The following is a 22,184-nucleotide window of genomic DNA, read 5'->3' as shown; positions in this document are numbered from 1 at the left end:
GAAGAGCCATGTAGGTATTTTTTATCTACATGGCTCTTTTTTTATTGCCAAAAAGCTAGTAAAAAATGATGTTTAAGCAAAACTTACTACAAAGGAGTTAACAAAAATGGAAACGAAAAAATGGGGATTATGGATTTTAACAGCTTTTGTTATCGGAAACATGGTTGGCGGTGGCGTATTTATGCTCCCAGCAAATTTAGCACAAGTATCAGGTCCAATGGGTTCTACACTTGCATGGAGTATTACAGGACTTGGCGTATTTATGATTGCACTCGTGTTTGGAAATTTAGCAATTCGAAAACCAGAATTAAAAGCAGGACCACAAAGTTACGCTCAAGCAATGTTTCCTTCAAAAAAAGCGGGAAAAGTTGCAGGATACAGTATGGCATGGGGATATTGGGCTGCGAACTGGGCTGCAACAGCATCTGTTATTATTTCCTTTGCTGGATATTTATCAACATTCTTTCCAGTTTTACAAAGTAAGCAAATTCTCTTTTCAACGAACGGATTTTCACTAGAACTCGGAAAAGGATTAACTTTCCTCGTATGTAGCCTTATGTTATGGGGAATTCAATATATTCTTTCTCAAAATATTGACCGAGCTGGAAATATGAATCTGCTTGCTACCATTGCAAAGATTATCGGATTTACAATGTTTATTGTAATCACATTATTTATTTTCAATGCCTCTAATTTCGGAGACGGTCAAACATTTATGAATGAAGCAGGACAATCCATTTCTTTAGGTGGACAAATCAATTCAGCTGCTATTGCAACACTTTGGGCATTTATCGGTATTGAATCGGCTGTCATGCTTTCTAATCGTGCAAAATCTCAGCGCGATGTAAAAAAAGCTACCATTTTCGGATTAATTATCGCTCTTCTTATTTACATGTCAATTACTCTACTTACAATGGGCGCTCTCCCGCAAGATGCTTTAAAAGAGTCTCAAAAACCATTAGTAGACGCATTAAATTTAGCCATTGGCAATAAAGGTGCCTATATCATGGCTCTACTTGCACTTGTATCTTTATTTGGATCTACAGTTGGCTGGATTGTTGTTAGTTCAGAAGTACCTTACCAGGCTGCAAAGAACGGACTTTTCCCTAAGCTTTTCGCGAAAACGAATAAAAAAGGTAGTCCTTCAAAATCATTATTGATTACAAATGTAATGACGCAGATTTTCTTGTTCTCAACGATTTCTGGTACCGTGTCAGAAGCTTATAATTTCGCTATCGTTGTAGCAACATTAGCTTATTTAATTCCATACCTTGTTTCTACGCTGTACCAATTCAAACTGGTTATTACAGGAGAAACATATGATATAATGCCTGGCTCTCGAATAAAGGACGGCATCATTACTACATTAGCATTCATATATTCTATTTGGGTTATCAAAACCGGAACTGCTGATTTAAAAACGTTCTTCTTAGGAATCGGATTGTTCGCACTAGGTCTTATTCTTTATCCAGTACTAATGAAAAACTCAAAAAAATAAAGTGAAACTTTAATCAGTGGGGGTTTTCTTCATCCCCCACTGATTATTAGTTGAACCAATCGGACTTTTATGGGCAGCCCGACCCCCACCTAAATTCTTTGCTTTCGCTGAATTTTGAGGTGGGGGGGCTTACTGCCCATTAAAGCGGGATAAATTAAAAAAGAGAAGCTACTAGCTTCTCTTTTTTATTCAAAATCTGTCATTAACTTTTCTTTTAACTCTCCTACAGATAAAGGTTTCGCATAATAAAATCCTTGTACATAATCACAACCCATAGATTGTAATAAACTTTCTTGCTCTACTGTCTCTACCCCTTCAGCAACTACTGCTAAATGTAAGCTATGGGCAATTTCAATAACAGATTTCACAATCGTTCGCTCTGGTTGTGCATGATCATAATGAAATTCACGAATAAAATTACGATCAATTTTCACTATATCCAGTGGTAGTTGTTTTAAATAATATAAGGAAGAATAGCCCGTTCCGAAGTCATCTAAAGCAATTAATATACCCATATTTCTTAATTCTTGTAATGTAGCAATAATATAATCAAAATGTCGAACAGCAATGCTTTCCGTTATTTCTAAAATCAAACGATTCGGAGGAAAGCCAGTTCTCCTCAAAATGCTACGTACAGATAAAATAAAACGCTTTTGCATTAATTGTTGTATGGATAAATTCACAGATAACTTTAGTCCGTCTTGATACTCTGGCAATGTTTTAAACAAGCGACATGACTTTTCTAATACCCAGTCCCCTAATTTTATGATAAGTCCAGATTCTTCAGCTACTGGAATAAATTCGCCTGGTGAAATCGGCCCCTCTTCTGTCGAACAACGTGCTAAAGCCTCAATACCAGTATATTTCTTCGTTTTCAAATCAATGATAGGCTGCAGCGCCACATCTAACTCTTCATCACGAATTGCCTTTTGCAAAGCAAATTCAATTTTCATTCTACGATTTATTTTCGCACGTAACTCATCTGTAAAGAAACACGCGGCATTTCTGCCTTGTTCTTTCGCACTGTACATAGCTAAATCCGAATTTTTCAATAGCGTTTCCACATCTTGTCCGTCTTGCGGATACGAGCAAAGTCCCAGACTAGCTGAAATGTATACTTCATGCCCTTCAAGCATGAATGGTGCCTGAAAACACGACAACACAGATGTCGCTAGCTGCCTCATTTCATCTTGCGTATGATTTTTTGTTAACAGCACAAATTCGTCGCCACCCAGCCTAGCCAGAACATCTTTCTCTCCTAGCACATAATGCAACCGTGAAGCAACTTCGCTTAAAAGTAAGTCCCCTATCATATGACCTAACGTATCATTTACAAATTTAAAACGATCCAAATCAAAATAAATCATACCAAATTCTTTTTTGCCTGCAATCATCTCGTTGACAGTCGTTATTAACTGTAGCCGGTTCGGCAGACTCGTTAAAGCATCATGATACGCAAGCTCCCTATAACGGCTTTCGCTTAAACGTAACCTCTGTTCTGCTTCTTTCCTACTACTAATATCATTTCGGATCGCAATAAATTGATATGGCTCTCCTTTTTCATTTAAAAATGGAACAATTGTTGTTTTAACCCAATAATATGTCCCATCTTTTGCTCGATTTCGAATTTCACCTCTCCATACTTTTCCGCTCAAAATACGCTTCCAAAGAACTTGAAAAAATGTTTTCGGGTGATGTCCTGAATTTAAAATACGATGATCTTTCCCTATTAACTCTTCTCGTGGATATTTGGATATTTCACAAAACTTATCATTTACATATGTAATAAGACCATTTCGGTCTGTAATTGCAACAATTGAAGACTCATCTAATGCTAACTTTAAATCTCGCAATGAAGAGTCATATAATGCATGACCTCTTTGTTCTAGCATGCGCATCTCTCCTTGCTTCCTATCTGACTAAAACACAACTTGTTTCTTTTCATAGAAATAGAGACATTTCATTTCCTAATAATCGTCCTTTACATAAATCACATTTTGAAATATGCCGATTAAAATAACATAATATTATTTGTAATAAAAAGCAATATAATACCGTTTCAATTATAAATAGTTGTTTCTTATCGTTATAATTAGCTTACCTTATTATAGCTTCTTCATTCTCTTACATACCTTTATAACTAGCTCTATACAACCCTAGTTTCCTACTAATTCTACTTACATCTAACCTTTTTACTTTACTAGCGAAATAGACATTTGAGCACACTATACAACTATTCCTGAATAAGAATATAAAAATTAAAATTAGTATATATGTTTTAAAATTACAATAACAAAATATTAACATATTTTCACCATTTTTTTGGAAATATTTTATAAATACTTTATTAAACTAAAAAAAGAGGAAAGCCTCTTTTTTTAGTTTAGTATGGATATGTTATTTGCTGATAACCCGGGTATGGCGCTGGATAAGTTACTGGGTACGGTGCTGGATAGTAGCCTCCACCTGTTGCACCCGTTAACGCGCCAGCTGTAAGTCCCCCTAAAACACCTCCAGCAAAACTTCCAGGGAAAAACCCACCGCCCCATGAACCGCCACCCCAGCCCCATCCACCTCCGTGATGGTGGTGATAATCGTGGTGATTGTGTCCTCCATGATGGTGATGTCCGCCATTATGATGATGACCTCCATGATTATGACGATAATACAATCCATTATGGTCTATATAATTCATGTTTCTCTTCTCCTTTTCCATTTTCTCATCTTAATAGGTATTTTATGAATAGTACGAACCTAGCTGGTAACCTGTATTAAGAAGAATCCGTATAATACGGCTAACCATACCTTAGGCTTCATCATGCACCTGCTACATAGAATATAGTTATTTCTCTTCCTATAATATAAGAGGCAAGGGTTTTGTCCTTCTTACACTGCTTATTAACCAGCAATTAACGAGATAATAACGTAACAATATACTGTATGTAGGACAAATGCGGAAGGCATGGGGTAAATGTCTATATTTTGTAAAAAAAACAAAACACTTTATAATAAGAATGTCGAATTATACCTTTTTATATAAGAAGTTTATATTTAAGAAAGATTAGAGGAATTTTATAAAAATGAAGAAGCCTATCGTTCAATTATTATTAATATTTGTAATTATATCTATCGTTCTTTTCCTATTAAATACATCGTTTATTTCTTTATATACATTTGTCGGTGCCTTATGGTCTATTACAATCATAGGAATTTCATTCGTTATTTTTATCGAAAATAGGTCTCCTCAAAGTACTTTAGCATGGTTTTTAGTATTAGCACTGCTTCCCGTTATAGGGGTGCTTTTATATTCTATTTTCGGTCGTAGCCGTTGGAGAAGAAAAAAACATCTACATCGTTCAGAAGAGCAAAGAAAATTATTCCGTGAAATATTAGAAGGAAGACGAGTAGAATTATCACTCAAAGTCCCCTTACATGAACGTTCTACACATTTAACAGAAGTCGTACAAAAATTTGGAGGCGGACCTGCCGCAGATAAAACAACTACAAAACTTTTAACAAATGGCGATCAAACATTCTCAGAAATTTTGCGAGCTATCGAACAAGCAAAACATCACATACATATTCAATACTATATTTATAAATCTGATGAAATTGGTACAAAAGTTCGAGATGCTTTAATCAAAAAGGCAAAAGACGGTGTTATTGTACGCTTCCTTTATGATGGACTCGGAAGTAACACTTTAAGAAGAAGATTTTTACAACCTATGAAAAAAGCTGGCATTGAAATTGTAGAATTTGACCCTATTTTTTCAGCTTGGTTACTTGAAACTGTCAATTATCGTAACCATCGTAAAATTGTCATCGTAGATGGAGAAATCGGTTTTACTGGGGGGCTCAACGTCGGTGATGAATACCTTGGCCGTTCAAAAAAATTCCCCGTTTGGCGGGATAGTCATTTAAAAATAGAAGGAAAAGCGCTATATAAATTACAAGCAATCTTTCTAGAGGACTGGCTCTATGCATCTAGTGGATTGAATACTTATTCCTGGGATCAATTTATGAATAGACAATACTTCCCAGGTAAAGAAATTTCAAGTGCAGAAGGTGCTGTGCAAATTGTAGCGAGCGGACCAAGCTCAGATGATAAAAGCATTCGTAATACATTATTAGCTGTTATGGGATCTGCAAAAAAATCGATTTGGATCGCTACACCATACTTTATTCCAGATCAAGAAACTTTAACATTATTACGTTTAAGCGCAATATCTGGCATAGATGTACGTATTTTATACCCTGGTAAAAGTGATAGTATTATTAGTGATCAAGCATCTCAGTCCTACTTCACTCCACTTTTAAAAGCTGGTGCTTCCATTTATAGTTATAAAGATGGTTTTATGCATGCAAAAATTGTACTTGTTGATGATAAAATCGCGACAATTGGAACAGCAAATATGGACGTACGTAGCTTTGAATTAAATTACGAACTTATTAGCGTACTTTATGAATCAGAAACGGTTCATGATATAAAACGTGATTTTGAAGAAGACTTTAAGCATTCCACTGAAATTAAATGGAACGCTTTCCAAAAAAGAAGTATCAAAAAACGAATATTAGAGTCTTTTATGAGGCTCATTTCTCCTTTACTGTAAGCAGTCAATGTAATATTGACTGCTTTTTCTTTTGCATTTCTCTCTTTTCCTTTTCTTTGCATACCATATTAAAACAAGTTATCATAAGATGTATTACTTTATGAAAATAATGTTAGGTGGGAAATACATGTTAGAACAATTTCATATACATGCTGATTTAAAACAACAGCTCTCAAACATTCACGAAAAGAATAAACAAGAAGCTGGTGAAAATGCACATTTAATCGGTACAAAAATATATAAAGCATCTGATAACAGCATTATCGAAGATGCCATTACAGCACTTCTTCTTGGCAAAAACATTCTATTAAAAGGGCCGACTGGTAGTGGTAAAACAGTACTAGCTGAAACTCTTTCTTCTTTATTCCAAAAACCAATGCATAGCATTAACTGTTCTGTTGATCTAGATGTAGAAGGTATTTTAGGATACAACACACTACAAACAAAAGATGGCGCATCTGAAGTTACATTCGTTAACGGTCCTCTTATGAAGGCAATGAAGAGCGGTCATTTCTTATATATTGATGAAATCAATATGGCAAAACCTGAAACGTTACCACTTCTTCACGGTGCATTAGATTACCGTAAAATGATTACTAACCCATTTACACAAGAAGTTGTATACGGTGATGAAGAATATCGTGTAATCGCAGCAATTAATGAAGGTTACGTTGGTACAAGTGAACTAAACGAAGCGTTAAAAAACCGTTTCGTTATTATTGAAGTTCCTTATATTCAAGGTGATACATTAAAAGAACTATTATTAGCAGAATCAAAATTAAAAGATACTGCTACAATTGAAAAGTTTGTTGCATTTGCAAGCGACCTTATGCCTTTAGCTCGTGATGGTCGTGTAAGTGAGGAAGCAGCAAGTATTCGTGGCATTATCGACGCATGTGATTTAGGTGTATATATTCCTGTTATGCGTGCAATTGAACGTAGTATTATCGCAAAATTAAACGATGAAACAGAACAAATGACTGTCCGTGAATTAGCAGAAAGTTATTTCTTTGAGGGATAATTCATGAGACAAATTTTTAGTGACAAAAAAATTGATGCGTCGCTGTTTCTACAAATGGAAAACTTAATGTATGCTCTTCTAAAAGAAGACGATGCCTACCTTGAGTATGGCTATAAAGCATACTACGACGAAATTGAAAAAAAGGTTGTCATTAGTCACTTTTGGGATGATCGAAAAGAAGAGGATACAGTAATCGGATTAAAAAGCGAAGTGTTTTTAAAAGCACTTGGTAATAAACATTACTCGGACATGACTTTAATTCGTTCTTATGCGATTGAATTACAAGAATCACTCTTAAAAAAGTTTTTAACACAATTATTTGTTCTATTAGAAGATTTACGTGTTGAGGAAATCGTAAAAAACTTACGCCCTGGCACAAAGCATGTTTTTAAAAGAAGAAAAGAAATGTATCGCAATTACTTCGGCTCACAAAATGAAATCAATCGTGTTCGTAACTATCACGGCGACCGTCTATTTTGTCTCTGCTATCTTTCATTAACGAGCGATAAATATGAAATGTTTAATAATGAATACTTCGAGCAAATTGAAGCCATTTTGCATGAAACATTCCAAGCTCGTAATACGGAAGATATTATGTATATCGTTGAGAAAATTCGCTATCGTTTAGAAGGACTTCTTGAAAGTGATATGCTTAATAATTATTTCGGACATGCTCCGCTTTATTTATCTGTCATTGCAGACGAAAAGAACTGTCGCGTCGAAGATTTAGCAAATGATGATACGCAGCTCATAGATGACGATGAAAATAAAAACAAAATGGATGAAAGTTTCTCTACATGGCATCGTGAAAATAAAAATAACGAAAACGAGAACTTTTTACGCTTTGAATTAGAAAGCGGAACAAAAACAAATATGATGGGCGATACTGCTCGCGAATCAGAAGATGGCGACCAAGCACTTAGTTCTGTACAAGGTACTTCTCAAAAGAGTACACAATCCAACTTTGATGGCGCTGATACAGAAGAAGCAAGAGCTTCACACGCTTCTAGCCAAAACGACGGTGCATACGGTAAGTATAACGTTGGTGCCTCTCATATATTTAAAGAAGCTCGCAAAGCAAATAGCGATGAGAAAAAAGATTACCAAGCTATCAAATCAGTCGTTAATAAAGATGTAAAAGAATTAAAGAAAATTATCGAAAAAACGATTGAAAATAAAACGAATGCAAATAGTGATAAATATTACGGAAGACTTCGTAAGAAATTCCTTCGTATTTATACTGAAAAGCAGCCGCGCATGTTTTATAAAAAAGGACAAGAATCACAAGAACTCGATGTTGCATTCCAACTACTAGTGGACTGCTCTGGTTCTATGTATAACAAAATGGAAGAAACGAAAAAGAGTGTAGTCCTATTCCATGAAGCGTTGAAATCTTTAAAAATCCCGCACGCTATTAGCGGATTTTGGGAAGATGCCTCTAGTGCTAAACCTGAAGATAAGCCGAACGTTATCCATGAGGTTGTAACGTATAAAAACTCAACGTTACCAAACGTTGGGCCTGAAATTATGCAGCTTCGCGAAGAAGAAGATAACCGCGATGGATATATTATTCGTATCGTTTCTGAAAAGCTTGCGAAAAGACCAGAAAAGCATAAATTCTTACTTGTCTTTACAGATGGTGAGCCTTCTGCGTTAGACTATCAACAAGACGGTATTTTAGATACGCACGAAGCTGTCAAACTTGCTCGTAAAAGTGGTATGGAAGTAATCGGGATCTTCATCGAAGAAGGCGAAGCGAAAGAAGCAACTTATCAATTAATGAAGAACATTTATAACCATCACTTCTTAGTTGCAAATCATGCTGAAGATTTACGTCTGAAAATTAAACCGCTATTGAAAAAGTTATTACTGAAGACGATTGAATAGAAAAACAGGAGCGTTGTCGCTCCTGTTTTTCTATTCAATCACTTTGTTTCTGGTTGAAACTTGTATGGAATGGCTACTTCTAATAATACTTCGAATCCACCATCGTAGAATGGGAATCGTTCATTTGCAATTGCCCGGTCCACCCACTCTATTGCAGAAATTTCTCCTTCATCTTCTGCAATAAGTTCACCTGTTACTACATTTGCTCGGAATGTAAACAATAGTGCATGATTCCCTGATTCTTCAAAGAATTTTTCATTGATTGCAACAAGTCCACCTGCCGTAGCAGTTAAACCTGTCTCTTCTTTTACTTCCCTTACTAGAGCTTCCTCTAACGTTTCACCCTTTTCAACAGCCCCGCCTGGCAATGACCAAACGTTTTGTTCTACATTATGTACCATTAATATTTTATCTGTTTCCTCTTCATATATAAGCGCATATACGACGTCAACTCTTTGCATGTTCCTTTTCTCCTTCAATTAACTCATCCATTGTAAATAAGGAATGTAGCTGTAAGCCATCTTCTAATAAGTTTTCTTTTCCCTCTTTCGTTCGTTCAATCACGCCTAAAACATGATATACTTTCGCACCTAGTTCTCTTAAATCTTTCGTACTTAATAATATTTGACCGCCTGTCGTAATAACATCCTCAACAACACAAACATTTTTCCCAGCAATATTAACGCCTTCTGCTAACTTACATGTACCGTACTTCTTTGCTTCTTTTCTTACAAATACAACTGGTATACCTGTTTGTAAAGATAATGCTGTTGCTACTGGAATTCCTCCCATTCCTAAACCTGCGAGTACTTCTGTATCAGGAGGAATGAGCTCTTTCAACTGTTTAGCAATTTCTAATAACAGTACTGGATTAGATTCAAATAGGTACTTATCAAAGTATTGATTTGATACTTGTCCTGATCGAAGTTTAAATGTTCCCGTTAAACGTGACGTATTGTAAATTTCCTTTGCTAACTCCCATTTCTCCATTGTATCTCTCCCCTTTATGCACAAATTAACTTATTCTATCACACTTGTAATTATTTGTATATTCCTAAAATACAAATAAAAGGGTCGATTCCTAAGAATCGACCCTTCCAATTAATTCGTCACTAACTCAGCTGTGAGCTTTTTTTTTAACTTAGCCAACATATCCGTTGTCATTTTGTCTAAATCGTATTCTGCTTTAAAGCCCCACTCGTTCATCGCTGCTGTTGCATCAATAGAGTTTGGCCAGCTATCAGCGATTGTTTGACGAGCAGGATCTACATCGTAATCCATTGTAAACGTTGGAATGTGTTTACGAATCGATGCTGCGATTTGCTCTGGCTCAAAGCTCATTGCTGTAATATTGAACGCGTTTCTATGCACAAGTTTACTTGGATCAGCTTCCATTAATGAAATGATCGCTTGTAAAGCATCTGGCATATACATCATATCCATGTATGTTCCTTCTGCAATGTATGAGGTGTATGTGCCTTTTTTAATCGCCTCATAATAAATTTCAACTGCATAATCAGTTGTTCCGCCTCCTGGAGGAGCTACGTAAGAAATTAAACCAGGGAAACGTACACCGCGCGTATCAGCGCCAAATTTTTGATGATAATAATCACATAATAATTCTCCTGCTACTTTGTTTACCCCATACATCGTAGTAGGACGCTGAATTGTATCTTGTGGCGTATTATCTTTCGGCGTTGATGGACCGAATGCACCGATAGAACTTGGCGTGAAAAACTTACAGTTTAATTCGCGAGCTGCTTCTAATGCATTTACAAGTCCACCCATATTTAAATTCCATGCAAATAACGGATTTTTTTCTGCTGTTGCTGAAAGTAAAGCTGCTAAATGAATAATTGTATCTACTTCATTACGCTTTGCGATATCATGTAGTTTTTGTCCATCTGTTACATCTAACGTTTCAAACGGACCAGACGTTACTACTTCACTATCTGTTTCACGAATATCTGTTGCAATAACATTTGATGCACCGTATACATCACGAAGCTTCATTACTAATTCAGAACCAATTTGCCCTAAAGAACCGGTTACTAGAATTTTTTTCATTTTCCCCACTCCTCATTTGCAAGCTATTCAAAAGATGCCCTTACTTAAATGATGCCCATTTCTTTTCCTACTTTTTCATACTTACGAATTGCTTCATCTAACATTTCTTTCGTATGAGCTGCTGTAGGCATATTACGAACGCGTCCTGTTCCTTTAGCTACAGTTGGGAACACGATAGATTTTGCGTATACGCCTTCCTCATTTAGACGTTTACTAAATTCTTGTGTTAACACTTCGTCACCTATAATACAAGGTGTAATTGGCGTTTCACTTTCTCCAATGTTAAAACCAAGTTCTTTTAACCCTTGTTTTAAATAACGACCATTTTCCCATAAACGATCATGTAGCTCTGTGCTTTCCATTAAAATTTCAATTGATCTCATGCAAGCTGCTGCATCAGCTGGTGTTAATGCTGTAGAGAATAAGAATGGACGTGAACGAACTTTTAACCAGTCAATTAAGTTTTGTTTCCCTGCTACATATCCACCAATTACCCCAATTGCTTTTGATAATGTACCAATTTGGAAATCAACTTTATCAGATAGACCGAAGTGCTTTACAGTTCCTGCACCTTTTCCAAGTACACCTGAACCGTGTGCATCGTCTACATATGTCATTAAATCTAATTCTTCTGCAATCTCAACAATTTCTGGTAGTTTTGCAACATCTCCATCCATTGAGAAGACACCGTCTGTAATTACCATTAATTTATTGTAAAGACCTGATTCTTTCGCCGCGATTGCTTTTTGGCGTAAATCTTCCATATCCGAATGTTTATAAACAATAATTTTTGCTTTTGATAGACGACTACCATCAATAATAGAAGCATGGTTTAATTCGTCTGAAAGAATTGCATCATTTTTATCCATAACGGCTGAAATCGCTGCCATATTACAGTTAAACCCTGATTGGTAAGCAATTGCTGCTTCTGTATGTTTAAACTTTGCAATTGTCTCTTCTAATTTAATATGCAAATCTAAAGTACCGTTAATTGTGCGAACAGCTCCTGCCCCAACACCGTACTTATGAATTGCACCAATTGCTGCTTCTTGCAAACGGCTATCTGTTGCTAATCCAAGATAGTTATTTGAAGATAAGTTAATATATTCTTTTCCGCCAATTGTAATGATTGGTCCATTTGAACTCTCAAGCGGATCAATTACGTTATAAAGCCCCTTTGATTTTAAATCCTCTAAATTTTCTTCTAAAAATTTTGCAAGTGTTTTACTAGACATCGTGAAGCCTCCCATCGTTCATGTAAGCGGATTATTGTCTTAATAGTTCTAATAATCCCTCTACTAGCTTAACACGTTTTCAGAATTTATTATAGAAAAATAGTTTAAAGTAACCGCTTACAATTCTAGATTATATATGATTCATTACAAGAAATCTATCATTTACTTTTCATATTTGGTAGAATAAAAAAATATTTAAGGGGGCTTCAATCATGGCATTTACTGAATCTGATGTATATAATAACGAAGCATTTTTTAAACAATATATGAAACGAAGATACCGAGAAAATAGCCCAAATGAATCACTTGAAAAACCAGCCTTCTTTCAACTCATTGGCGATGTGAAAGGAAAGAAAATCCTCGATTTAGGCTGCGGTGACGCAAAATTTGGCAAGGAATTATTAGAAAAAGACTGCCACTCTTACACCGGTATTGAAGGCTCCGAACTTATGTATGAAAAAGCTAAAACACAACTAGAAAATAAAAATGGGATCGTCCATTTTTTAAACCTCAAAGACTACACATACCCTCCTGCTACTTTTGATTTAGTAACATCTAGACTCGCCTTACATTATATCGAATATCTTCCTATCATTTTTCAAAATGTGTACGAAACTTTAAAAACAAATGGAACCTTTACTTTTAGCGTTCAACACCCTGTTATTACCTCTTCATTTGAAAGCTTGCAAACGAGCGGAAAAAGAACAAGCTGGCTCGTCGATGATTATTTTAAAATGGGAAAACGCGTTGAACCTTGGATTGATCAAGAAGTTATTAAATATCATCGTACAACGGAAGAGTATTTTACATTGTTACAACAAGCTGGATTTACGATTACAAATATAAAAGAAGCTACACCAAGTCAAACTTATTTTCAAAGCGAAGAAGAATATGAACGACGTTTACGTATTCCCCTCTTCCTACTATTCTCTTGCGAAAAATAAAAAAGACGATGAACCCTCATCGTCTTTTTTCATTATCTCATTGCCTGAGCAACCTCTTTACGTACACGTCTTCCTTTTCCGTGCGGAATACAAAGTGGCGTCCCAAATAACGGATCCGTACTGATTTGACACTCCATTCGGAATACATCACGTACTAGCTTCTCATCCACTACTTCTTCTGGCTTACCTTGTGCATATATTTGTTTATCTTGAATGGCTACAATATTGTCTGCATAACGGCATGCTAAATTTAAATCGTGTAATACCATAACAATTGTTCTTTGTTCTGTTTCATTCAATTCGAATAATAAATCTAGCACTTCAATTTGGTGAGTCATATCTAAATATGTAGTAGGCTCATCCAGTAAAATAATATCTGTATCTTGTGCAAGCGTCATTGCAATCCAAGCACGTTGACGTTGTCCACCTGAAAGAGCATGCACATCACGCTCAGCAAATTCTGTCATACCTGTTGCCACAAGGGCTTTTTGTACCATTTCCTCATCTTTTTCTGACCATTGCTTCAGCCATGTTTGATATGGATAGCGTCCTTGCTTTACAAGTTGCAATACTGTAAGCCCTTCTGGTGCTTGGGGTCCTTGCGGTAAAATTGCCATTTGACGAGCGATTTGCTTCGTTTGCATACTTTGAATGGCTTGATTATCTAACAAAATGTCACCAGTTGTTGGTTTTAATAATCTAGCTAGTGAACGTAATAAAGTTGATTTTCCGCAACCGTTAGAACCGATAAAGATTGTAATTTCGCCTTTTGGAATTTCTAAATTCAACTCATCAATAATAATTGTTTCACCATAAGACAACGTCAAACGTTTCGTCTCCAATGCTTTTTGCATATTCATCTCCCTTTATGAATTCCGACTTTTATAAAGTAAATAAATAAAATAAGGTGCACCAATTGCTGATGTAAATACTCCTGCCGGAATTTCAAGTGGCGTGAAAACTGTACGCCCAATTAAATCTGCAGCAAGTACTAAAATTGCACCAACGATTGCCGCAACTGGGAGTAATGCACCGTATAAAGAACCAACCAGTCTTCTTGAAATATGAGGTGCCATTAAACCGACAAATCCAATTCCTCCAGCAAAGGCAACTGCTCCGCCAATTAAAGCTGTACTAAGTAATAACATGAATACGCGTGACTTCGTTAAAGGAACACCAAGTCCTACCGCAATATCATCCCCTAGCTCTTGCGCATTTAAATGTCTAGCTGCTATAAATGATATTACCGTTAAGATGAGAACCCACGGCGCAAGTACCATAACATTTTGCCATGAAGAACCGTACACAGTACCTGTAATCCATACATTCGCTTGACTCGCTTGATAAATTGGTGCTAACAACATAAACAAAGTCGTTGCCGCTTTCGTTAACGCCCAAAACCCAACACCAATTAAAACAAGACTAATTGGTGATAATCCATCATTTCTCCATGCAAATAAATATACAAGAAGCGCTACAATCGTTGCCCCAACAAAGGCTGCTAACGGCATATAATGAATGCTTACGGTTAACGCATTATTTTTATCGCTAAATATAGCTAAAAATAAGACAACTGCAACACTTGCACCACCTGTAATCCCGATAATATCAGGAGAAGCAAGTGGATTTCGAACGAGACCTTGTAAAATACATCCCGCTACAGCAAGTGCAATTCCTACAAGGATGGCAATTAAAATACGCGGCATACGAAACTTATTTACAACCATATTAGACATCGCATCGCCATTTCCAGTGATCGCTTGCCATACATCATAAGGAGCAATTTTCATGTCTCCCATACCTGCACTCGCAAAAAATAATCCTATTAAAACAACTAATAAACTGAATAAGACGAGACAAGCTCGTTTATACATTAAAAACGAGAGCCCGCCTTTTCCTATACGAAACGGAATATACTTCTTCATTTGCTAAGCCCTCTCTTACGTGCAATATAAATAAAGAATGGAGCTCCGATAAACGCTGTCATAACTCCTACCGGTACTTCTTGTGGCATAATGACATATCTTGCTGCTATATCCGCTAAGATTAATAGTATTGCACCTAACAAGCCGCTATACGGTACTCTCCACCTATGATCTACTCCAACAAGAAATCTGGCAAAATGCGGGGTAACAATACCAATAAATCCAATTGGACCTGCGACCGCAACTGAACCACCAGATAGTAAGACAATAATAAGTAGTACGAATGATTTCATTAAAATCGTTCGTTGTCCAAGCCCTTTTGCAACATCTTCCCCCATCATTAATGTATTTACTTTCCCTGCCATCATAAGAGATGTGATCCAGCCTACTAATAAATACGGGAATACAGATTGTAAAATTTCTAACTTTCTTCCTTGCACAGATCCGGCAAGCCAAAATAATACCTCTTCCATCGCTTTTTCATTTAATACAAGTAACCCTTGTGTTAATGATGAAAATAACGCACTGATTGCGACCCCTGCTAATGTTAACTTAAGAGGCGTTGTCCCTTCTTTCCCTAAAGAACTAGAAGCAAATACAAGTACAGCTGCAATTGCAGCTCCTAAAAAAGCAATCCACGTGAAAGCTGATAATGATGTCACGGAAAAAAGAACAATTGCTACAACTATGAAAAACGCAGCACCTGAATTTAATCCAATAAAATCTGGAGAAGCAAGTGGATTCTTCGTTAAAGTTTGCATAAGACAACCCGCAATGGCTAAACTAGCACCAACACTAGCTGCAATTAACGCCCTTGGTAGACGCACATTTTGAATAATAATATGTTCATTGGAACCATTAAAATGGAAAAAAGCATCTAACGCTAATTTCCAACTCGTATTTGTATATCCGAAAATAATACTTCCCCAAATACAAATAATGACTGCAATGATTCCAACAAATAATCCAATCCATTTTGCTTGATTTGTTTTTAATAACATGCAGCTTTTCCCCTTCAATGTATAATGATACGTTGTAAGTGTATTTCAACTTAATTCCCATTGTCAACGACAATGAGAATTATTTTCAATATATATATTGACATTCAAAAGATAAAGGCTTAATATCATGCTTGCTATTGAAAAAAATTATCAATATGTAGGGGGTACATAATGAATTTCATGCGAAAGAAATCGTTTACAGTATTTGTATTTTTATTAGCATTTTCACTACTTTTAAGTGCTTGTGGAAAATCAAATACGAAAGAAGAAACAAAAGAAGATACGAAAAAAGAAATGATTACGGTTGAACATGCAATGGGTAAAACAGAAGTTCCTGCGAATCCAAAACGTGTAGTTATTTTAACAAATGAAGGAACTGAAGCTTTACTTGAACTAGGTGTGAAACCAGTTGGGGCTGTAAAGTCTTGGACTGGTGATCCATGGTATCCACATATTAAAGATAAAATGAAAGATGTAAAAGTTGTTGGTGATGAAGGACAAGTGAACGTAGAAACAATCGCTTCTTTAAAACCAGACTTAATTATCGGTAACAAAATGCGTCACGAAAAAGTGTACGAGCAACTAAAAGCAATTGCACCTACTGTGTTCTCTGAAACACTACGCGGTGAATGGAAAGATAACTTCAAATTTTATGCAAAAGCATTAAATAAAGAAAAAGAAGGACAAAAGGTTTTAGCTGATTACGATAAAAGCATGAAAGATTTAAAAGCCAAACTAGGCGATAAAGTAAATCAAGAAATCTCTATGGTTCGCTTCATGCCTGGTGATGTTCGTATTTATCATGGTGATACATTCTCTGGTGTTATTTTAAAAGAGCTTGGATTTAAGCGCCCTGGTGATCAAAATAAAGACGACTTTGCAGAGCGTAACGTATCTAAAGAACGTATTTCTGCAATGGATGGCGATGTATTATTCTACTTCACATTCGATAAAGGAAACGAGAAAAAAGGCTCTGAATTAGAAAAAGAATATATCAATGATCCTCTATTTAAAAATTTAAATGCAGTGAAAAATGGTAAAGCATACAAAGTTGATGACGTTATTTGGAATACAGCTGGTGGTGTAATGGCTGCTAACCTACTATTAGATGACATTGAAAAACGCTTTGTTAAATAATATTTCCTTAACCAGCTCCTCTTCTATGGGGCTGGTTATTTTTCAATTCACTTAAATGTCACATTATTTCGTTTTGTATTTTTATTCCCAATATGTTATATTATAAAAGTAAATAGAATATATTTTCTTTATACCAGAATAAATTTTTTAATCTAAATTTTCTGATTAATCACTATTTTATTTTCTTTTAGAATTCAATTATTACATTTGAAAACGCTTATCATCTCGTTTTCAGGGCAAAATACAATAACGGTTGAAGTAAAATAGAACTTTTTTAGAAATTTTCTTTCTATTTCCATATAATTCTATTGACTTCTAAATATTTTGTAAATTAAAATGATTACATAAATATCCGTTATACAGGATTAGGGGGAAACAAACATGGATGCAGCTTTAAAATTAGACAAAGCTGGAGAGCAACAATCACCAAAAAAACATCCACCAGGGTTATACTTGTTGTTCTTTACAGAGGCATGGGAAAGATTTAGTTATTACGGAATGCGTGGCTTATTAGTTCTTTATTTAACAACGAGCTTAGTAAGCGGCGGTTTAGGATTCGATAAAGCAGTTGCCGTTCAAATTTACGGTATTTTCACAATGTTAGTATACTTCACACCGATTATCGGTGGTTGGTTAACTGACCATTTCATTACGAAACGCCATGCCATTACTATTGGTGGTATCATCATGGCAATTGGTAACTTTGTACTATTCTCAATGAACACAAAAACTGGACTATTTTTAGGATTAGGATTATTAGTTATTGGTAACGGATTCTTCAAACCAAATATTTCGACTTTATTAGGTCAATTATACAGCGAAAACGACTCTCGTCGTGATAGTGCCTTCACTATCTTCTACATGGGAATTAACTTAGGAGCGCTTATCGCTCCATTCATTTGCGGTTACTTCGCAGATTATAGATACGGTTTCTTAACAGCTTGTATCGGTATGATTATTGGACAGCTTGCCTTTAATTTCTTAGCACCTCGTTACTTAGGGTCTATCGGAACAACTGTTGTAGGGAAAAAATCTAAAGAAAAAAATGCAAAAGCAATCGAGAAAAAGCCTTTAACAACACAAGAGAAAAAACGTACTGCTGCAATTTTAATTTTAACTTGTTTCGTAGTATTCTTCTGGGCAGGATTTGAGCAAGCTGGTAGTTCTTTAACACTTTACACAGATAAGTTTGTGGATCGTACAATTGGTGGATTTACAATTCCGACACCTTGGTTCCAATCTGTAAACCCACTATTCATTATCTTACTAGCATTACCTGTTTCTGCATTATGGATTAAACTTTCAAAAACAAAAAATGGTGATTTAAAAATCCCAACAAAAATGGCATTTGGTATGATTTTACTAGGGATTGGATATTTAGTTCTAACTTTAGCTGTATTAAAAACTGGTAGCGACGAAGGTAACATTACAATGAAAGCAAACTTACTATTCATTGTACTCACTTACATGTTCCATACAATTGGTGAATTATTCTTATCACCAATCGGATTATCTATGGTAAGTGCAATCGCTCCTGTTAAATTAGCATCATTATTAATGGGTGTATGGTTAGCTGGTACTGGATTCGCAAACTTACTAGCAGGACAATTAGCTGCTTTCACTCAATCTTTAGGATATTTAGAAGTATTCGCAAGTATCGGTATTATTGTAATCGTACTCGGATTAGTACTTCTTATGTTCTCTAAGAAAATTGCACATATGATGGAATAAATAAAAAGACGCTTCTAAAATTAGAAGCGTCTTTTCTATTACTTCTCCTCTAAAGCCGTCACGTTCACGTGAACGCTTTCTGCAGGATTAGATACATCATACACTTGAGCAACTCCACTCTGCTCGTCACAGCTCTCAATCCATACTGGTACGCCCTCATATGTAACGTCAATTCTACTTGAAGAAGATAAAATTTGTTTCACACGTTTTACATCCATTCTACTATTCCTCCTTTTACTTACTACACTCCTTTCTATCTTTTCTTTTCCCTTTAGAATCTATTCCATATAGCAACATGTAAATTGATAGCCTTTTCTTCCTTACATGCTAACATTTACTCTCATATCACCTTTCTGACAAATAAAAAAAGACGTATATCCCACACGTCTTTTTCCATAATATTCAAATTTTAAGAAAATAATGTTTTTACTACTTCACTTACTTTATCATTATGAATTTGATAATACACTTCTAACCCTCGTCGTTCAAAGCGTACTACTTTATTTTGTTTTAATTTCGTTAAATGTTGCGAAACAGTTGATTGTGGAATTTCTAACACTTCCTGTAATTGTGTTACATTACAAGTTCCACGTTGCATTAGTTCCATTACTAGACGTAGACGCAACGGATGCGCTAACGCTCTTAACATTTGTACATCTTCTTCTGAAATACGACATTCGAATTGATTTTGGCTCATAAAGTTCCCCTCATTTTCGTTTTTATTTTCTTTTTATTTATTTATATATCTGTTCTTATATTTCCTGTTACGACATAACTTTATCAACTTATAAAGCCGAAAATTTTTTCCATCTTAACCAACAAAGAACTCAGGAAAAATTCCTTGCTGATTTTGAATATTATACTATATGATATAACGAAAAAGCAAAATAGCGGGCTGCAAATACTTTGCTTGCAAACGTTGTTTTATCAGGCTTTTTGTTATATTTTCACCTCATTGCAATGTGCAGTAATGATATCGTAAAATACCATCTATAATTGATAACCTTTCGTAAAGTAGTTGGCGTATATTTAACCTCTTTGTTACACTAAAAGGAATTTTCAGTAAAAAAGGATGCCGTAACATTAAAAATTAACTCATTGCTTTTTAATTCGTATTTAATAGCTTGAACTGTGACGGAATACTTCCTATTAGATGTATTCACTGTCCCCTTTCTAACTTGATCAAATAGGACAAGCTATACCATTTCATATAATGATGGTCTCTCATATAGAACTTTAGGATCAATAATGTATAAACAACTAAAAGAATATGCAAATAATTTCTCTAGCCCGCTCAAATCTATTTGAACAGGCTTTTTGTCTACTTTATGAACAAAGCATTTCTTTTAACACTATTATGGAATAATTATACTTTTTTACGTTGACAATAGTGTTGAAGGAGAATATACTAAGCATGTAAGTCGATTGTGAATAGTTTCACAAATAATGTGAATTTCTTCACATAAAATAGATAGGAGTTGTCATTATTATGAGTACTTGGACACAAATTTATGACCCATTAAACAATATTTGGTTATCTGCTCTAATCGCAGCACTTCCAATTTTTTGCTTCATTATTTGTTTAGTGGGATTCAAAATGAAAGGTTACATGGCTGGGCTTTACAGTGTAATTGTTGCTATTATTCTTGCTATATTTGTTTATAAAATGCCTACAACTGCAGCAGTAGCATCTGCCGGATTTGGTGTTTTATCTGGATTTTATCCAATTTGTACTATCGTTATCGCAGCTATCTTCCTTTACAAATTAACTGTTAAAACAGAACAATTCAATGTCATTCGTGATAGCATTTCAAGTATTACAAATGATCAACGTTTACAAGTATTATTAATCGCTTATTCTTTCGGCGCTTTCTTAGAAGGCGCAGCTGGTTTCGGTGTTCCGGTTGCTATTACAGCTGCATTACTTGTAGGTATGGGCTTTAATCCATTAAAAGCAGCGGGTATTTGCTTAGTAGCTAATATCGCTGGTGGCGCTATGGGGGCTATGGGTATTCCAGTTACAGTACCTGCACAATTAACTGGAATAGATGCATTAACTGTCGGTCGTCAAGCAGTTTACATTTTGCCATTCATTAGCATTGTTTTACCGTTCTTACTTGTTTCAATGGTAGATGGATTTAAAGGCATTAAAGAAACTTGGCAAGGTATTCTTGTAAGTGGTGTTTCTTTCGCAATTACTCAGTTCGTTGTAACTTACTTCTTAGGCGCTGAACTTACTAATATTTTCGCAGCAGTCGTAAGTATGGTCGCTCTTGCATTATTCTTACGTGTTTGGCAACCAAAATCTTCTGCTAAAGAAGAAAAGCAAGAAGAGAAAGAATCTCATACATTCAATCAAATTTTATATGCTTGGTCTCCATTCGTATTCTTAACTGCATTTGTAACAATCTTTAATTTAAAACCAATTAAAGCTTTATTTGCTCCGGATGGTCCATTAGCAAACTTAGTATTTAACATTCAATTCCCTGGTCTTCATAATCAAGTTATAAAAACTGCACCAATCACAAAAGCTGATACACCTTTCGCAGCGATTTTCAAACTAGATGTATTCTCTTCTACAACTACTGCGATTGTATTAGCAATTATCGTTTCACTTATCGTCTACCGTGTAAACGGCAAAATGATTAAAGAATTAATGATTGAAACAATAAAAGAATTAAAGGTTCCAGTATATACAATTTGTAGCGTTATCGCTTTAGCTTACGTAGAGAACTACTCTGGTATGTCATCTACACTTGGACTTGCATTCTCTTCTACTGGTAATGCATTCCCTATTCTTTCTCCAATCTTAGGATGGATTGGCGTATTCATTACAGGTTCAGTAGTATCAAGTGGTTCACTATTCGCACCACTTCAAGCAGTAACTGCCGATCAATTAAACATCGTCCCATCTACTCTCGTTTCATTAAACGTAGTTGGTGGCACAATAGCAAAAATGGTTTCACCACAATCTGTAGCAGTTGCTTGTGCGGCAGTTGGACTAGTTGGTAAAGAATCTGCTCTATTTAAAACAGTGATGAAATATAGTTTAATCTTCTTAGCTATTATTAGCTTACTTCAATTAAATGCTGTATTTAATATCTTTTAAAAATAAAACACCGATCCAA

Annotated in this window: 19 protein-coding genes; 8 read left to right on the top strand and 11 right to left on the bottom strand. The window is 35.4% G+C overall.

The features are described 5' to 3' along the window. Window positions 1-106: 106 nt before the first annotated feature. A complete protein-coding gene (locus AAG068_RS03235) occupies window positions 107-1,498 on the top strand; it encodes an amino acid permease (RefSeq protein ID WP_342717934.1) in 1,392 nt (463 codons plus the stop codon). A gap of 185 nt (window positions 1,499-1,683) precedes the next feature. Here AAG068_RS03235 and AAG068_RS03230 read toward each other — a convergent pair whose 3' ends face one another. Together AAG068_RS03230 and AAG068_RS03225 are read right to left on the bottom strand one after the other, a co-directional pair. Continuing rightward, a complete protein-coding gene (locus AAG068_RS03230; RefSeq protein WP_342717932.1) occupies window positions 1,684-3,390 on the bottom strand; it encodes a putative bifunctional diguanylate cyclase/phosphodiesterase in 1,707 nt (568 codons plus the stop codon). 491 nt (window positions 3,391-3,881) lie between these two features. Next, entirely contained in the window at window positions 3,882-4,214 is a 333-nt protein-coding gene (locus AAG068_RS03225; protein WP_342717930.1) for a cobalt transporter, read from the bottom strand. 364 nt (window positions 4,215-4,578) lie between these two features. Here AAG068_RS03225 and AAG068_RS03220 point away from each other — a divergent pair, with 364 nt between their 5' ends. The 3 genes from AAG068_RS03220 (at window position 4,579) to AAG068_RS03210 (ending at window position 9,016) form a co-directional block, all read left to right on the top strand. After that, window positions 4,579-6,108: a cardiolipin synthase gene (locus AAG068_RS03220; RefSeq protein ID WP_342717928.1), complete on the top strand. Its 1,530-nt coding sequence runs from the start codon at window positions 4,579-4,581 to the stop codon at window positions 6,106-6,108. A 127-nt stretch (window positions 6,109-6,235) separates the two neighbouring features. Beyond that, entirely contained in the window at window positions 6,236-7,129 is an 894-nt protein-coding gene (locus AAG068_RS03215; RefSeq protein WP_342717926.1) for an ATP-binding protein, read from the top strand. A 3-nt stretch (window positions 7,130-7,132) separates the two neighbouring features. Then, a complete protein-coding gene (locus tag AAG068_RS03210) occupies window positions 7,133-9,016 on the top strand; it encodes a vWA domain-containing protein (RefSeq protein ID WP_342717924.1) in 1,884 nt (627 codons plus the stop codon). 38 nt (window positions 9,017-9,054) lie between these two features. On the opposite strand, the gene AAG068_RS03205 is transcribed toward AAG068_RS03210, so the two are convergent. From AAG068_RS03205 to AAG068_RS03190, 4 genes are all read right to left on the bottom strand, one after another. Next, the gene (locus tag AAG068_RS03205) at window positions 9,055-9,477 is read right to left on the bottom strand and encodes an NUDIX hydrolase (protein ID WP_342717922.1); all 423 of its coding nucleotides are present in this window, start codon (window positions 9,475-9,477) and stop codon (window positions 9,055-9,057) included. Further along, a complete protein-coding gene (pyrE, locus tag AAG068_RS03200; protein ID WP_342717920.1) occupies window positions 9,464-10,006 on the bottom strand; it encodes an orotate phosphoribosyltransferase in 543 nt (180 codons plus the stop codon). The genes AAG068_RS03205 and pyrE overlap by 14 nt, the downstream gene beginning before the upstream one ends. 111 nt (window positions 10,007-10,117) lie before the next feature. After that, on the bottom strand, window positions 10,118-11,083 hold the full coding sequence (locus tag AAG068_RS03195; protein WP_342717918.1) for an L-threonine 3-dehydrogenase: 966 nt from the start codon (window positions 11,081-11,083) through the stop codon (window positions 10,118-10,120). 44 nt (window positions 11,084-11,127) lie between these two features. Beyond that, on the bottom strand, window positions 11,128-12,318 hold the full coding sequence (locus AAG068_RS03190; RefSeq protein WP_000095906.1) for a glycine C-acetyltransferase: 1,191 nt from the start codon (window positions 12,316-12,318) through the stop codon (window positions 11,128-11,130). A 212-nt stretch (window positions 12,319-12,530) separates the two neighbouring features. Here AAG068_RS03190 and AAG068_RS03185 point away from each other — a divergent pair, with 212 nt between their 5' ends. Next, window positions 12,531-13,262 carry a class I SAM-dependent DNA methyltransferase gene (locus AAG068_RS03185; protein ID WP_342717903.1) on the top strand — a complete coding sequence of 244 codons (732 nt, stop codon included), beginning with the start codon at window positions 12,531-12,533 and terminating at the stop codon, window positions 13,260-13,262. Between the two features lie 32 nt (window positions 13,263-13,294). Here the strand turns inward: AAG068_RS03185 and AAG068_RS03180 are convergent, their stop codons facing one another. Genes AAG068_RS03180 through AAG068_RS03170 form a run of 3 tightly spaced genes read right to left on the bottom strand, consistent with a single transcriptional unit; the run spans window position 13,295 to window position 16,188 of the window. Beyond that, window positions 13,295-14,116, bottom strand: coding sequence for an ABC transporter ATP-binding protein (locus AAG068_RS03180; protein ID WP_342717901.1), 822 nt, complete (start codon window positions 14,114-14,116; stop codon window positions 13,295-13,297). Between the two features lie 12 nt (window positions 14,117-14,128). Continuing rightward, window positions 14,129-15,187, bottom strand: coding sequence for a FecCD family ABC transporter permease (locus AAG068_RS03175; RefSeq protein WP_342717899.1), 1,059 nt, complete (start codon window positions 15,185-15,187; stop codon window positions 14,129-14,131). Next, window positions 15,184-16,188 (bottom strand): FecCD family ABC transporter permease, encoded by a 1,005-nt coding sequence (locus AAG068_RS03170; RefSeq protein ID WP_342717897.1) that lies wholly within the window; start codon window positions 16,186-16,188, stop codon window positions 15,184-15,186. Before AAG068_RS03170 ends, AAG068_RS03175 begins: the two co-directional genes overlap by 4 nt. 171 nt (window positions 16,189-16,359) lie before the next feature. Here AAG068_RS03170 and AAG068_RS03165 point away from each other — a divergent pair, with 171 nt between their 5' ends. Together AAG068_RS03165 and AAG068_RS03160 are read left to right on the top strand one after the other, a co-directional pair. Beyond that, window positions 16,360-17,325, top strand: coding sequence for an ABC transporter substrate-binding protein (locus tag AAG068_RS03165; protein WP_342717895.1), 966 nt, complete (start codon window positions 16,360-16,362; stop codon window positions 17,323-17,325). A gap of 381 nt (window positions 17,326-17,706) precedes the next feature. Beyond that, the gene (locus AAG068_RS03160) at window positions 17,707-19,056 is read left to right on the top strand and encodes a peptide MFS transporter (protein WP_342717893.1); all 1,350 of its coding nucleotides are present in this window, start codon (window positions 17,707-17,709) and stop codon (window positions 19,054-19,056) included. A gap of 38 nt (window positions 19,057-19,094) precedes the next feature. Here AAG068_RS03160 and AAG068_RS03155 read toward each other — a convergent pair whose 3' ends face one another. Further along, window positions 19,095-19,274 carry an acid-soluble spore protein H gene (locus tag AAG068_RS03155; protein ID WP_342717891.1) on the bottom strand — a complete coding sequence of 60 codons (180 nt, stop codon included), beginning with the start codon at window positions 19,272-19,274 and terminating at the stop codon, window positions 19,095-19,097. A 191-nt stretch (window positions 19,275-19,465) separates the two neighbouring features. After that, window positions 19,466-19,753, bottom strand: a complete 288-nt coding sequence (locus AAG068_RS03150) for an ArsR/SmtB family transcription factor (RefSeq protein WP_000081429.1) — start codon at window positions 19,751-19,753, stop codon at window positions 19,466-19,468. A 792-nt stretch (window positions 19,754-20,545) separates the two neighbouring features. Between AAG068_RS03150 and AAG068_RS03145 the strand changes: the two genes are divergently transcribed. Beyond that, on the top strand, window positions 20,546-22,165 hold the full coding sequence (locus tag AAG068_RS03145; RefSeq protein WP_000109131.1) for an L-lactate permease: 1,620 nt from the start codon (window positions 20,546-20,548) through the stop codon (window positions 22,163-22,165). Window positions 22,166-22,184 lie beyond the last annotated feature (19 nt).

It is taken from the genome of Bacillus paramycoides (assembly GCF_038971285.1).
Taxonomy (GTDB): Bacteria; Bacillota; Bacilli; order Bacillales; family Bacillaceae_G; genus Bacillus_A.
The sequence above is the reverse complement of the archived record's forward strand: the minus strand, read 5'-3'. Positions and strand labels throughout refer to the sequence as shown.